The organism is Mangrovivirga cuniculi (genome assembly GCF_005166025.1).
In the GTDB taxonomy this organism is placed as follows: Bacteria; Bacteroidota; Bacteroidia; order Cytophagales; family Cyclobacteriaceae; genus Mangrovivirga; species Mangrovivirga cuniculi.
In genome coordinates this window covers 1,367,240-1,381,924 of sequence record NZ_CP028923.1, presented here as the reverse complement: position 1 = coordinate 1,381,924, position 14,685 = coordinate 1,367,240, and the positions used below count along the sequence as shown (strand labels likewise).

Annotated in this window: 10 protein-coding genes and 1 pseudogene; 7 read left to right on the top strand and 4 right to left on the bottom strand. The window is 35.7% G+C overall.

The window, feature by feature from the left end; all coding sequences use genetic code 11:
• Window positions 1-29: 29 nt before the first annotated feature.
• From DCC35_RS06340 to DCC35_RS06310, 7 genes are all read left to right on the top strand, one after another.
• Window positions 30-881, top strand: coding sequence for a GAF domain-containing protein (locus DCC35_RS06340; RefSeq protein ID WP_137089985.1), 852 nt, complete (start codon window positions 30-32; stop codon window positions 879-881).
• A 20-nt stretch (window positions 882-901) separates the two neighbouring features.
• Window positions 902-4,324 (top strand): PAS domain S-box protein, encoded by a 3,423-nt coding sequence (locus DCC35_RS06335; protein ID WP_137089984.1) that lies wholly within the window; start codon window positions 902-904, stop codon window positions 4,322-4,324.
• Window positions 4,325-4,453: 129 nt separating this feature from the next.
• Complete coding sequence (locus tag DCC35_RS06330; protein ID WP_137089983.1) at window positions 4,454-4,996, top strand: SiaB family protein kinase; 543 nt, start codon at window positions 4,454-4,456, stop codon at window positions 4,994-4,996.
• 23 nt (window positions 4,997-5,019) lie between these two features.
• A complete protein-coding gene (locus DCC35_RS06325; protein ID WP_137089982.1) occupies window positions 5,020-5,382 on the top strand; it encodes a DUF1987 domain-containing protein in 363 nt (120 codons plus the stop codon).
• A 48-nt stretch (window positions 5,383-5,430) separates the two neighbouring features.
• The gene (locus DCC35_RS06320; RefSeq protein WP_137089981.1) at window positions 5,431-8,565 is read left to right on the top strand and encodes an ATP-binding cassette domain-containing protein; all 3,135 of its coding nucleotides are present in this window, start codon (window positions 5,431-5,433) and stop codon (window positions 8,563-8,565) included.
• A gap of 118 nt (window positions 8,566-8,683) precedes the next feature.
• Window positions 8,684-9,589, top strand: a complete 906-nt coding sequence (locus DCC35_RS06315; RefSeq protein ID WP_246070167.1) for a hypothetical protein — start codon at window positions 8,684-8,686, stop codon at window positions 9,587-9,589.
• 16 nt (window positions 9,590-9,605) lie between these two features.
• The gene (locus DCC35_RS06310; RefSeq protein ID WP_137089980.1) at window positions 9,606-10,040 is read left to right on the top strand and encodes a hypothetical protein; all 435 of its coding nucleotides are present in this window, start codon (window positions 9,606-9,608) and stop codon (window positions 10,038-10,040) included.
• Window positions 10,041-10,124: 84 nt separating this feature from the next.
• On the opposite strand, the gene DCC35_RS06305 is transcribed toward DCC35_RS06310, so the two are convergent.
• From DCC35_RS06305 to DCC35_RS06290, 4 genes and pseudogenes are all read right to left on the bottom strand, one after another.
• On the bottom strand, window positions 10,125-10,880 hold the full coding sequence (locus tag DCC35_RS06305) for an SDR family NAD(P)-dependent oxidoreductase (RefSeq protein WP_137089979.1): 756 nt from the start codon (window positions 10,878-10,880) through the stop codon (window positions 10,125-10,127).
• The gene (gene porT, locus DCC35_RS06300; protein ID WP_137089978.1) at window positions 10,870-11,619 is read right to left on the bottom strand and encodes a type IX secretion/gliding motility protein PorT/SprT; all 750 of its coding nucleotides are present in this window, start codon (window positions 11,617-11,619) and stop codon (window positions 10,870-10,872) included. Before porT ends, DCC35_RS06305 begins: the two co-directional genes overlap by 11 nt.
• Window positions 11,568-12,292 (bottom strand): annotated as a pseudogene (gene ubiE / locus DCC35_RS06295) (bifunctional demethylmenaquinone methyltransferase/2-methoxy-6-polyprenyl-1,4-benzoquinol methylase UbiE). Before ubiE ends, porT begins: the two are co-directional and overlap by 52 nt.
• 108 nt (window positions 12,293-12,400) lie before the next feature.
• Window positions 12,401-14,482, bottom strand: coding sequence for an OmpA family protein (locus tag DCC35_RS06290; protein WP_246070166.1), 2,082 nt, complete (start codon window positions 14,480-14,482; stop codon window positions 12,401-12,403).
• Window positions 14,483-14,685: the final 203 nt, after the last annotated feature.

The following is a 14,685-nucleotide window of genomic DNA, read 5'->3' as shown; positions in this document are numbered from 1 at the left end:
TGTATTTTTAGATATAAACTTAAAATTAAATGAAAAATAGCCTGAAAAAAATTGCTGGCCTGCTGTTCATAATTTTTTTAGTCGGTGGTTTATTATTGGCTTATTTGATGCAGAATTTTAAAGGTGCATTGATCCAAAATATACCTGACTTAAATCTGACCAACATCGAGATGGCCCAAAAGCAATTTAACGAATTGTATTACACGGTCATCGGGGTTTATGGAATAGCTCTTCTTACTATCGTTTTTCTTTTGATCTATGATAGAAAAGATAATCAGTCAGAAAGCTTTTCAAGTAAAAAGTCTGCAGCTGACAAAGAAAATGCAGAAGATTCGGATGAAAGAATCGTCAATGATGATGAAATAGAAGATTCAGACCTCAAAGAAGTTGCTAAGATTATTAACTCGGACGGGGAACTTAAAAATGTTCTTGAAAAAGCTGTTAATAAAATAAGCACTGTGGTCGAAGCGGGGCAGGCTGCCGTTTATGTAAAAGAAAGAGCTAATGGTAAATCAACTCTTAATTTGATATCCGGTTATGCATTAAGTTTTGGCGAAAGCAGGAAAATATCTTTCGAAGTGGGCGAAGGCATCGTTGGTACTGTCGGAAAAGAAAAAAAGCTTATTGAGATAAACGATGTCCCTGAGGGCTATATAAATATTGTTTCAGGACTTGGTAAATCAACTCCTTCTACCCTGCTTGTTGCTCCTTTAGTGGACTCATCAATGCTTTATGGAGTTGTTGAAATAGCTTCTTTCAAACAATTTTCTGAGGCGCAGAAAAAATACATTGCTGAGTGTTCGAATTACATTGCGAAAAAGCTGAAAAATGAAGCCAAAACAGCAAGAGCTTCGAAACAATCAAAAGAAACAAATGATTAACAATTTTAATTTTTTCACCTATGTTTAAAAACATCAATATCGGGGGAAAAATAACGACTTTAACAGCGTTAATTGTTCTGATAGGTGTTGCTATGTCTATTACTGTGGCATACAACCTTAATAGAGATAAACTAGAATCAGAATATTTAACCCAGCTTTCTGTTGTAAACAGGTCGATTGAAAAAGACGTTATTAACAGACTTAACTTAAATAAAAGCAAAGTCGAGATCATCACGGAAGACCTTGCTTTAAGAGAGGCTATGGCTTTGTACAACAATTATAGTTACATCAATGCTGATAGTGTTGACAGTCTGATAACTCCTGTCCTTAATTCAAAAATATACTCGTTAACTGAAAAGGACTTATATTTCACTGATATCACCGGTACTATCCTTACTTCTACCGAAGGAATATCAGGAATAAATATCGAGGATAAAGCCGAAAGTATTTTAATGAAAGCAACTGATGGTCCTGCAGTAGGAAATCTTCAGGAAACTGAAGATGGCTTTAGATATTATACTGCGGCACCTGTTAAATTTAATGGCACAAACGTAGGGTATATTGTATCCGGACATGGAATCGAAGAAATTAATTCAATTCTATCCGATACTTCTTATATGGGAAAAACGGGTGAAAACCTCCTGGTAACAAATATACTGGATCGCGGAATCTATGTTAGCCCATCAAGAGAAATTGGTAGTGAACTGGTAAAGAGAAGTGTTGATATAGAAGAACAGGGTAATCAACAAAATGCCATTAGAAGAGTCATCAAAACGGATACTCTTGGAAGCATGCAAGACATTGATTATTCCGGAACTCCAGTATTATCAGTCTGGAGACCGGTTGAAGGAACAAACTGGGGCATAATTTCAAAAATAGATCAGGAAGAAATTTATTCTACTTCTTATGACCTGTTAAGAAAACTGATCATAGGTGGTGTAGCAGCTCTTATTTTCACTATTGTTATCAGTCTTTTAGTAACGAGATCTCTGACAAGACCTTTAAAAGAACTTCAAGAGATAGTTAAAAAGTTATCAAAAGGAGTTCTTCCCGAAAGAATTCGAATAAAAGGAAAAGATGAAATCGGTCAGATAGCTTCAGCAACCCGCAACCTTGTATCAGGCCTTAAGAGAACAGCAAACTTTGCTAAGAATATTGGAGAAGGAGATTACGATGCCGAATTCGAACCTCTTTCTTCTGAAGATACGATCGGTACATCACTAATCAATATGCGTGATAGTATCCAGCAGGCTGAAAAGCGTGACCAGGAAAGAAACTGGATCGTCGTTGGTGTGGCTGAGATCGGAGAAATCCTACGTGCACACAATGACCTGGATACTCTTGGATATGAATTGATAAAGTACATTACTAAAAAGACTGAAGCAATTCAAGGTGCTTTTTATGTTGTTCAAAATCAAAAAGAAGAAGAAGACTTTGCAGAGGCGAGAGCCGTTTACGCTTACAATAAACAAAAGCAATTAAAAGCAAAGTTTAAATTTGCTGAAGGACTGGTAGGCCAGGCATGGGCAGAAAGAGATACAGTTTTCAGAACTGAAATTCCCTATGATTATGTAACACTTACCAGCGGATTGCTCGGAGAACAAAGGCCAACTTCATTATTGATCGTTCCTTTGATCGCTAATGAAATTGTTTATGGTGTAGTTGAGATCGCCGGGTTTAAGAAATTCACTCCTACTCACGTGAAATTCGTTGAAGAATTGTCGACTATCATTGCCCAGACAATTTTTAATATCCAGGTAAATGACCGTACAAGAAAGCTTTTAGAAGAATCTCAGGCCATGAGTAACGAACTTCAGGAAAAGCAGGAAGTCTTAAGACAGAATGCTGAAGAAATGGAGGCTACTCAGGAAGAGTTAAAGAGAACTAATAACCAGCTAGAAGAGCAAATAGAAGAAGTAAACCGTACTCAAAAAAGAATGCAGTTACTTCTTGAAAATGCCTCTGAGGTTATTACTATTTATGAAGAAGATCAGACGATCAGATACATTTCGCCATCGGTTGAGCGAATCTTCGGACACAAAACCGAAGAGATGATCGGTATCAAGGATATAAAATTCGTTGATGATGAATACAAAAATCACTTTAACGATATGTTCCAGAAGCTCCTTGAGAATCCTGATGAGCAAGTTACTATCCAGTATGAATACCAAACTTCTGAAGGTAATCTTATCTGGATCGAGTCTACCGGAAACAACCTTCTACATGATAAGGCGATTCAGGGAATTATTGTCAATTCAAGGGATATTACCGAAAGAAGACGTGCAGAACAAGAGCAAAGAATGCGAAGTAAAATGCAGTCGCTTTCTGAAAACTCACCTGACCTTATTACCAGGATAGAATCTGATGGGGAAGTAAGTTATATTAACCCGACAATTGAAACTTTTACCGGCCAGCAGCCTGAGAATTATCTACACAAACAGGTAGCAGAACTGGACCTGAATTCAGGTATAACTGATTACTGGTTAGAAGTACTTAACCTGGTTAAAGAAAATAAAGAAAAAATTACCAATGAGATCGATTTTCCTACAGATAATGGGAAACTCGTGATGCAGGTGAATGCTATTCCTGAATACAACGAAGCTGAAAATATAGAATCAGTTCTTGTCGTATCTCACGATATCACAGCTAGAAAGGCTATTGAGTTAGAGATCCAGAATAAAAACAAAAAGATCAATGACTCGATAAATTATGCTAAGCGTATTCAGGGGGCAATTCTTCCAAATAATAAAGTGATCAACAGAACCCTTCCGGAATCATTCATTTTCTACAGACCAAAAGATGTGGTCAGTGGTGACTTCCCATGGTATTTGCAGTCTGGTGACGATATTTTTATTGCTGCTGTAGATTGTACAGGTCATGGAGTTCCGGGCGCACTACTTTCATTGATAGGGTATTTCTTATTAAATGATATTGTAAGATCAAGAAAGGTAACGGAACCTGGTAAAATTCTTGACCTTCTGGATGAAGGTGTAACATCTACGCTACGTCAGGACAGCGATGATTCAAAGACCAAAGATGGTATGGACATTGCACTTTGTAAGATCAATTTAAAAGATCAAACACTTGAGTATGCAGGTGCTCACAGGCCTCTTTACATGGTAAAAGACGGCGAAATGATGGAAGTAAAAGGAAACAAATTCCCAATTGGTGGTGGACTGTTCAAAAACCAGACTGAATTCACTAATACAGTGATTGAATTCAAGGAAGGAGATTCAGCATATTTCTGTTCTGATGGATTCCCTGATCAGTTTGGAGGCCCACAAAACCGTAAATTTGGTCCAAAACGTACACGACAACTAATTATGGACCATCATACTAAGTCAATGAAAGATGTTTACGGTATATTTAAGAATACTTGGGAAGATTGGAAGAGTGACGAAAAACAAACTGATGATGTTCTGATGATCGGAATCAAGTTTTGATAATAACGAAGAATAATTCCAAAATAAAATAACTATCTTGGAATCTTTATATTCGTTTTTTTAACTGAATGAATAAATAACAACGATAAAAGTAATTTTTTAAACACAATTTTTAATAAATCTGTTCCAATGAAATATGTATATGACCTGCATAAAACGATGCTGGATCATCATTTGATCCTAGTTTATGAGGGTGAGTTCACCCAGGAAATCACGAAATCGGTCTTATCCATGGCTGAAAGAAACATGGATGCGATCGGTGAGGATTCCAGCATTAAAAGAAAAGTCTTTAATGTGATGGTGGAAGCACTTCAAAACATCGTTAAGCACAGTGAAAACACTGAAAACAATGGCAAAGGGAGGCAAAACGCCATTTTTATGCTTGGGAAAAGCGACAGCGAATATTTGATTACATCAGGCAATGCTTGTAAAAGTGCTGATGTAAGTGAAATCAAAGTAAAGCTGGAAAAGATTAATTCTTTAGATAAAGATGGCCTGAAACAGTTATATAAAGAAACTATTAAGAGCGGAAGCCTTTCAGATAAAGGTGGTGCAGGATTAGGTTTCGTTGATATGGCAAGAAAATCAGGAAAACCGCTTAACTTTGACTTTATAGAGATCGACGATAGTCATTCATTTTTCTCTCTTCAAACTTTAATTTCAAGAGTTTAAAAAAATAAAAAACGATTAAGAAAATGGAAATTATAAACCTCGAAGGTACAGAAGATACTCCTAAAATCATCCTTGATAAATCAAATGGGATATTTGAGATATCAGGTAGGTCATTACCTGAAGATTCAGCAGAATTTTTCAATCCAATTCTGGAATGGCTCGAATCTTACAGCGAGGATCCAAATGATAAAACTGACTTTGTATTTAAATTAGAATATTTTAATACAGCGTCATCGAAACTGATCCTTGATGTATTGTCTGCTCTTGAAGATATTGACAATACGACAATTCACTGGTACTTCCACGAAGATGATGAAGATATGGAAGAAGCAGGAGAAGAATTTTCTGAATTGGTAGAATTGCCATTCGAATTCAAAACCTATTAATTACTAAATACATTTTTTTCTTTTAGGTAAGATTTTTTAGATCAGGACATGAGTGAAGAAATATTAAAAGCCTTAACTCAACTGTTTGCCATTATTACAAAACAGGATGGAGGGGTAACTGATAATGAGCGGAAGTTTGTAATAGATTATTTCAAACAGGAACTTGATCAGGACTCTGTAAAGGAGTATCTCGATCTTTACGATAAGTATTCTCAGGAAGAGAAAAAGGAAAGAAAGAGAAAATCTTCCGATTCCGATGACAAACCTAAAAAAGAACGAAAACTAACCTCTGTACGAGATTCTGTTAAAACTCTTGCTATATGTAAGAAGATCAATAAAACACTTACTCAAAAACAGAAGGTTGTTGTATTAATTAAGCTATTTGAACTTGTAGCTTCAGATAAAAAGTTCACTCCACAGCGAATGGAGATTATAAACACTGTCTCTGAAGTGTTTAAATTTTCTAACGAAGAATACGAACTTATCAGAAGTTTTGTGTCTGAAGAAAGCTGTGATAAGATCAACTTTGAAAACATACTCTGTCTGAGTGATAAGAAGCCACAAGAAGGTGTTCCGTTTAAACATGTTCAAACAGACATAAACGGAGAGATCATATTTCTGGTGGTTTCTAGTGTTGATCTCTATTTTGTGAAATATATAGGGAACGACGAGATCGTTCTTAATGGTTTTATAATGAAACCTGGCCGTGTTTACCTTTTTGGTCACGGGTCAACGATCAAAACCCCGGCCGGAGCAGCTTTATATTATTCAGAGTTAATTAGAAATTTCAGATCTGATGCCGAAGATGTTAAGCTTAGTTTCAATGCGATCGATGTTGAATACAAGTTTCCAAACGGAGGTGTCGGACTCAGAGATATCAATATTTCTGAAGGTCCCGGAAAACTCATCGGTATCATGGGGGCAAGTGGAGCAGGTAAAACCACTTTACTTAATGTCCTGGCCGGTATTAACAAACCATCCTCAGGAAAAATCACTATTAATGGCTTTGATATTTTTGAAGAAAAAGAAAATATTCATGGCGTAATAGGATATGTCGCTCAGGATGACTTGCTAATAGAAGAGCTGACTGTTTACGAAAACCTATTTTACAATGCTAAACTATGCTTCGCAGATCTGTCAGATAAGGAAATAGATGAACGAGTGATGGACGTTCTTCAGAGCCTGGGGCTCGAGCAACGTAAAGATCTCCGAGTAGGATCAGTATTGGATAAAACTATTTCCGGTGGGCAGAGAAAAAGGCTGAATATAGCTTTGGAATTAATCAGGGAGCCTTCGGTTATGTTTGTTGATGAACCAACTTCAGGACTTTCATCTCGAGATTCTGAAAATGTAATTGACCTTCTTAAAGAACTTTCTCTAAAAGGAAAATTAATATTTGTAGTAATCCATCAACCATCTTCAGACATCTACAAAATGTTTGATAAGATGTACATCCTCGACACTGGAGGATATCCTGCCTATTATGGCAACCCTGTTGGAGCAGTAACTTATTTCAAAAGTGCTTCAAACCAGGTAGATAGCGAACGTGGACAATGTGCGTCATGTGGCAACGTTAACCCGGAACAGATATTTAATATCATCGAGGCCAAGGTTGTTGATGAATATGGGGAATTTACCAATAAACGGAAAATGAATCCGAAAGATTGGTATAACTTATTTAAAGAGAAATTCTCACTTAAAAAGGTTGAGCCGGTTAAAGAAGAACCTCCAAAATCACTAAATATTCCATCTAAGCTCAAGCAGATGATGGTATTTGTGAAAAGAGATTTTCTTTCAAAGATTAGTAATAAGCAATACCTGACAATTAATCTTCTTGAAGCTCCATTACTTGCTATTATACTGGCATTTATCATCAGGTATAAAAATTCTCCTGATGCAGGCAGTTATTTCTTTAGATTTAATGAAAACATCCCTGCATTTATGATGATGGCAATCGTTGTGGCTCTGTTTATGGGATTGTCTGTCAGTGCAGAGGAAATTATTAAGGATAGAAAAATCCTAAAACGGGAAGCGTTCTTGAATCTAAGCTGGAATTCTTATTTGCTATCTAAGATCACTAACCTGTTTTTAATTTCTGCAATTCAGACTTTGCTTTTTGTTCTGATCGGCAATTTTATTCTTGAAATACAGGGAATGACCCTTCCTTACTGGTTTATTTTATTCAGTCTAAGCTGCTTTGCGAATATACTGGGCCTCAATATCAGTTCGGCCTTTAATTCAGCTGTAACTGTATATATTTTAATTCCGATACTGCTGATTCCACAAATGATCCTCAGTGGCCTGTTATTTCCTTTTGATAAGCTAAATACGACTATCAGTAGCAAAGGGGAAGTACCAATAGTTGCTGACATGATGGCATCAAGATGGGCTTTTGAAGCTATGGCAGTGAAACAGTTTAAGGATAATAAATACGAAAGTGGAATATATCCTTTCGAGCAATTACAAATGAAAGCTGATTATGCTACTGCTTATCATATTCCTAAATTAAAGGAGAAAATTGATGCAGTAGTTAAAAATGTAAATATCCAAACGGATTCTACACTGGATATTGCGGAAGAGGATTATTCACTAATCTTAAGAGAACTGGACAAGCTAAAGGCAGGTTATTCAGTTCATGAAGCAAACATTAAACAATTTGAAAATGCCGAATTGCCAGAATTAAAAGCTGATGCCTATAAACAATTTGATGAAGAAAAAGCTGAAGAACTTAATCAATATCTTGATCAGATAGAGGAAGGATATTATGAAATATTTAATTTCATGAATAAAAAGCTTGCTAAAACAGTTCATGAAGCTGAAGATAAATATGGCGAAGAATACCTTGCTGAATTAAAAAATGAATATTTTAATGAAAGCCTGAGCGATCTGGTAAGAAATATTTCGACAGAAGATAGAATTTTGGAATATAAAGGTGGTCTTTTACAACAGATTAACCCTATTTATAATACAGAAACATATCCGAAACATAAACTAGATTACAGAGCACATTTTTACGCTCCGGAGAAACACTTTTTAGGAATTAATTTTTCTACCTTTATATTTAATACTTTGGTCATCTGGTTTATGACTTTCGTATTATACATAATTTTATATTTTGAATTGTTAAAAAAGCTGATTGATAAGTTAGGTACTATTTCTTTTAGTAGGGATTCAGACAAATAGTGTCTAAATATTACATATATTTATAATTATACGGTATTTTGAACACAGGTAAATCAGTAAAGTTTTATATTTGAACTCCATTTTTTATATTAGAAAAATGAAACTAAACCAAATCTCATTGACACAGAAATTTTTAGTTCTCTTCCTGGCTGTATTTTTTCTGGCTTCTTGCGGAGACAGTAAGGAAACGGCACAAGATGAAAACCTTCTAGAAGATATTAACGAAGGAGATTCTTTAAAACCTGAAATTTCTCAGGAGACGCTATCTGCCATTATACAGCAGATCCCCTCTCCACTGGAAATTTCGGTTCTTTTAAAAGAGTCAGGACATAAATACAACAAGTCCTATCTAAACTCATCAGACAATGTATCGAAATATAATACTAATTTCGAAAAAGCGTTAAACCTGGGAATTTATGGCACGGATCTTGGATACACCAATATATATGAGCAAAACCAGGATGGTGTTGTTTATTTATCGTCAATAAAAGAATTGGCGGATGAGCTTAACATCGGACAATTTTTTGATTTTAATACTATTAAAAGACTTGCCACGAATTCAAGTAATCTTGATTCGCTGCTATTGATTACCACGAAAAACTTCAATGATATCAATAGCTATCTTCAAGAGCAAAAAAGAGCAAATCTTAGCATATTATTATTAACTGGCGGATGGCTTGAGGCACTCCATATTGCTGAACAGGTATATCAGGAAAACCCTGAAAGTGAAGCGTTGAGAGAGAAAATCGGGGAGCAAAAAATCATTCTGGAAAATATAATGCTTCTGTTGTCATTTTATAATGACGATCCGGATATTGCCAAACTTGAAACTGAGATGAAAAAACTGGCAGATATTTATGCAGAAGTTGAAATAAAATATACTCATGGTGAATCATCGTTTAAAGAAGTTGACGGTGTATTGACTATTGTTCAGGAAACAACATCAGAAATCTTGATGTCTGACGAACAGCTTAAAAAGATAATTGATATAACTTCAGAAATCAGAAAAAATATTATTAGCTAATTAACCTTTAAAATATATGAAAAGGATACTCCACCTAGCTTTATTTTTTGGCCTTCTCTTCGTGCTAAACCCTTCGGATGCTGTTGCTCAATGCGAGGCAGGATCATATGCTGAAGCTTGCATACCTAAGCTTAAACAAGGTTTTAACTTTGTAAAAAGTTATAAAATCGATGGTGAAGGAGGTAGCAAGAAAAAGATAGAATACTCTTACGTTTTTGCTAAAGGAACACAATACATGATTAATATGTGCACAGGCACTAATGATGCTGATGGCATTGTAGTTTCCTTATACGACTCAAACAGGCAGCTTGTAAGTACAAATAACGCCAATGGTAAGCTATATAGCACTATTGCATACCCCTGCAATGCTACAGGAATCTATTACATCACATTTACGTTCAATAATTCCAATAATAATTGCGGAGGAGCAGTACTTGGATTCAAAAGATAAGCCAACTAATAAAGTTTAAAAATATAAAGGGTATGACCATTGGTTATACCCTTTCTTATTTTTGTTAATAAAATTAATTTATAGCTAACTTCTTTTGACCTCAGTTGAAGAGGCCTGGTCTAAAGGAAGAATTAACGAATCAGCTATATTAACGTGCTTTGGTCTTGTAATAACAAATTCAATTATCTCAGCAATATCTTCTGCATATAAAGGTTCCATTCCTTTATAAACATTTTCTGCCTTTTTCTCATCACCCTTAAACCTAACTTCACTAAATTCAGTATTAACTAACCCCGGACATACCTGGCTAACCTTAATACCATGCTCGAGAAGATCTTTTCTCATTCCGGAAGATATCGCGTCAACAGCATGTTTTGTTCCGCAATACACGTTTCCTTTAGCATATGTTTCTTTACCAGCCAGTGATCCGATATTAATTATATGTCCTGATTTTCTTGAAACCATTCCTGGAATTACAGCCCGGCTAACATAAAGCAGACCTTTGACATTTATATCGATCATCAAATCCCAGTCTTCCAGGCTAGCCTGGTCGATAGTATCCAGACCATGAGCATTTCCTGCATTATTTATAAGAACGTCGATCTTCTTCCATTCTTCAGGTAAAGAATTAAAAACTTTATTGACTGCATTTTTATTTCGAACATCAAATTCTAAAGTAAGAATCCTTGTATCCTTCTCAAGTATATTTTTAAGCTCATCCAGCCTTTCCTTTCTTCTTCCACATGCAATGATGTTAAATCCATTAGAGCCTAAAAGCCTGGCTGTAGCAAGGCCAATTCCAGATGTAGCGCCGGTTATTAATACAGTTTTATTTTCCACCTTCAAATAAGAAATATAGTGTGATTGTATGAGTATTTATATACTTTATCCCTTCACTGAACTCATTGTCGACATTCCCTAACATATTAAGAACTCCAAGTGAGTATCTCAATTCCGGTGAAAACTTATAAAATTCATTGTATCTATCCAGACCAAGCCCGAATTCGACTGCTAGATTAAAGCTTTCGGTGTGCAATCTGTCGTCATTTTGCCTTTTCTTCTTTCCATTTGCCTCAAACATTGGCGTAATGCCCGCTACTAGATATACCCTGGAGTTTTTCATTCTGGAAGATTTAACCTTCAGTAATAATGGAACCTCTATAAAAGTGGACTCAACTAATTCGTCTACCACCGGTTGCTGAGGATCATTATATATATACTCCAGACGAAAATCATAAAACCCGATCTTTGGTTGAACCCTGAAATTCCAGAATTCACTAATTCGAAAATTAGCTATAAATCCGACAGAGAAACCTATGCTGGGTTTAGTATAAATTGCCTGTAAAGAGGCAAGATCTGGTGATGTGAAGGCATTACTGTATTTCAATTTGTACATTGAAGAGTGCACACCTAATTGAAACCCATAATGTAACCACCGGTCATCATAATTGGGTAAATTTATATCAGACCGGTTTTGTCCTTTTATAAATGTGGATCCTGATATGATTACCAGGAAAAAAATAATTACTATTTTGTTGCCGTATATATTGAACTTATTCCGAAAGTAAGCGGTTGACATTTAGCTTTTTTATAGTTTAACTGCTCTAATATATTAACAAATTTTTTACCATATGGAAAAACTTCAACAGATTCTGGTAAATATGTGTATGCAGCATTGTCTTTTGAGACTAATTTTCCAATTGAAGGTAAAATATATTTAAAATAAAAATTGTAAGACTGTTTAAAAGGAAATTTCTCCGGTTGAGAAAACTCAATAATAGATAATCGCCCCCGGGTTTTAAAACTCGATACATCTCACTCAGACCTGCTTCAAGATTTTCGAAATTCCTTACTCCAAATGCAACGATAACAGCATCAAATTTATTGTCCTCAAATCGTAAGTTCTCACTATCGCCAAGTTCCATCGTGATAAGATTATCAAGGCCTTTTTCCTTCATCTTATCTTTGCCTACCTCCAGCATACCCTCAGAAATATCGACTCCGATAATTTCTTTTGCAGGTAATCCTTTAGCTGCCTCAATTGCAAAATCACCGGTTCCTGTAGCTATATCCAGTATTACTTCAGGTTGATATTGTTTTAATTGCTTAACCGCCTTTTTTCTCCAAAGTATATCAATACCCAAGCTTAAAAAATGATTTAAAAAATCATATTTCTTGCTGATACTATTAAACATATCAGCAACCTGCTTCTTCTTACCTTCTTCCTTATTTTTATATGGTACTACTGTCATCTGTAAATAATTAAGTTGCAAAGTTAATGAGTATAACCTGTAACATTACTATTTGTTAAAAAAGAAAGGGGCAAAAAGCCCCTTTTATATCTATAAAAATAAATTCTTTTACTTAATAATTGTAAACTCTACTCTTCTGTTTAACTCTCTTCCATCGCGTTCATCATCATTTGAAGCAAGTGGTCTTTCTTCACCATACCCTACAGCTGTGAGCCTGCTTGGATCTATCCCTTTATCAATGAGATAATTCACTACAGCCATCGCTCGCCTTTTTGAAAGGTCCTTATTATAGCTAGCAGATCCAATATTATCAGTATGCCCTCCAATTTCAACACGGATACCCGGATTTTCAGCCATCATACGTTCAAGCTTATTCAGTTCGTTAAATGAATTATCTGTCAGTTTAGCCTGGTCAAACTTGAAATATATATTTCTTAAAACTCCTCTGGCCCCGGTTGACGCTCTCTGAAAATCTATTGTTTTTGTAATAGTCTGTGTTTCACTTGTTGCCGCAGGAATTGTAACGCTTACATTTTTAAATACGTATCCCGGATATTCAGCAGACAAAATGTAATCTGTTGGTTGTTCAGGGGTTAAAGAGCTTACATAAACACCTGGTTGCTTTGTACCAACAGCAACTACTGTATTATCATCTTTTTTTGTTAATCTAACCCTGGCATTAACCGGTGCTCCTTCTGCAAATGTTGCTACTACCAGTTGAACAGGTGATATAACCTCAGGTTCTGGTTCCGGATCAGGTTCGATAACCTCAGTTGGTTCTTCAACAACCGGTGGGGTATCTATCTCACCATTTTTTTCTTCTGCTACATTATTGTCAGAATTCATTGCCACTAGTTGTTCATCCAGATTTTCAGGAATAGTAACCATATAAATATCTGTAAAGCCCATGCCGTCTTCTCTAATTGAAGCATAATATCCACGTTCACCATCTTTGGTACTTACGAAATAGATATCATCGTCCGGGGTATTTATAGGATACCCAAGATTTACGGGTTCACTCCAGGCATCTTCTATACTATCATACTCTACCTTGAAGAGATCATAACCTCCCATTCCTCCTCTGCCGTTACTTGAAAAGTATAAAGTTTTGCCGTCGTAATCTATAAACGGTCCGTCTTCATTATATTCTGTATTGATTACAGGTCCAAGATTCCTGCTTCGAGACCATTCCCCACGCTCATTTTTTGTAGCATAATAGATATCATCACCTCCAAAACCACCCGGTCTGTTAGACGAAAAGAACATGATGCTTTTATCTGGCGAAATGGAAATTGATTTCTCGTTATAATTTAAACTATTTATTGCATCTGAAAGAGGCTCTGGTTCTGACCAGGTACTGTCATCAATCCGACTACTAACGTATATATCTCCCTCATTTTCATCCATATAAATATAAAGGTCGTCGCCATCAGCAGAAAGAGCGAGGTTACTATCGTGAAATGGTGTATTAATCGCATCACCAATATTTCTGGCTTCTGTCCATTGACCATCTTTCTTATATGATATAAAAATATCTTCATATGGAAAGTTATCTTCGAACACGTCCTGGTTAAGGTTCCCGTCTTTTCTTCTCGTAGTGAAGATCATAATTGTTTCATCTTCATTCAATACCGGTCCATAATCAGGCATTGGAGAATTGATCGATGATCCAACATTAACAATGGAAAAATTCATGGGATTAGCCATAAACTCTATTCCATTTTTCGCCTCCTCAATTTTCTTCTCTGTTTCCTTTACAGATACTTTATCCATACCACGATAATTAACATCCGAGTATAGCTTATCGTAATATCTCTGATAAAATTCCAGGGCGTTGGAGAAATCATAACCATATTGATAGCCCCTGCCAATCCAGTAAAGGACATCGAACCTGTAATCTGCATCTAATTCAAGAACTCTTTTGAAGTATTTTACGCTTCTGTCTTTATTGGATGTTCGTTGGATATATTCTCCGGCAAGCCAGTTTGCTTCTATATTATCCGGATCAAGATCTGCAGCTTGTACAAACTGTTCTTTAGCAATCTCAAGAGCCTGCGTAGCCCGCATAGTCTCTTTACCCAATTCAACAAGTTGTTCCGCAACTTCCTCGTTGTCCTCTTGGGCTTGAAGTATGAAAGGCTTTGTTACTAATAATAACAGCAAGCCAGCATAAAAAATAATACGCTGCATTACGTTCATAAAATAGAAAAAAATTAAATTAATATTACTAAAGTATATTAGAATATTCAAACTCAACTACTAAAAAATCAACCCTTTAAGCTGATTAATCTCTAATTCCTGCAATTATTTGCTAAATTTGGCCGAAAGTTACAAAAATAATAGCTCATTATTAATTATAAACATCCATAAAAAAGCATTTTTGCGAGAATATT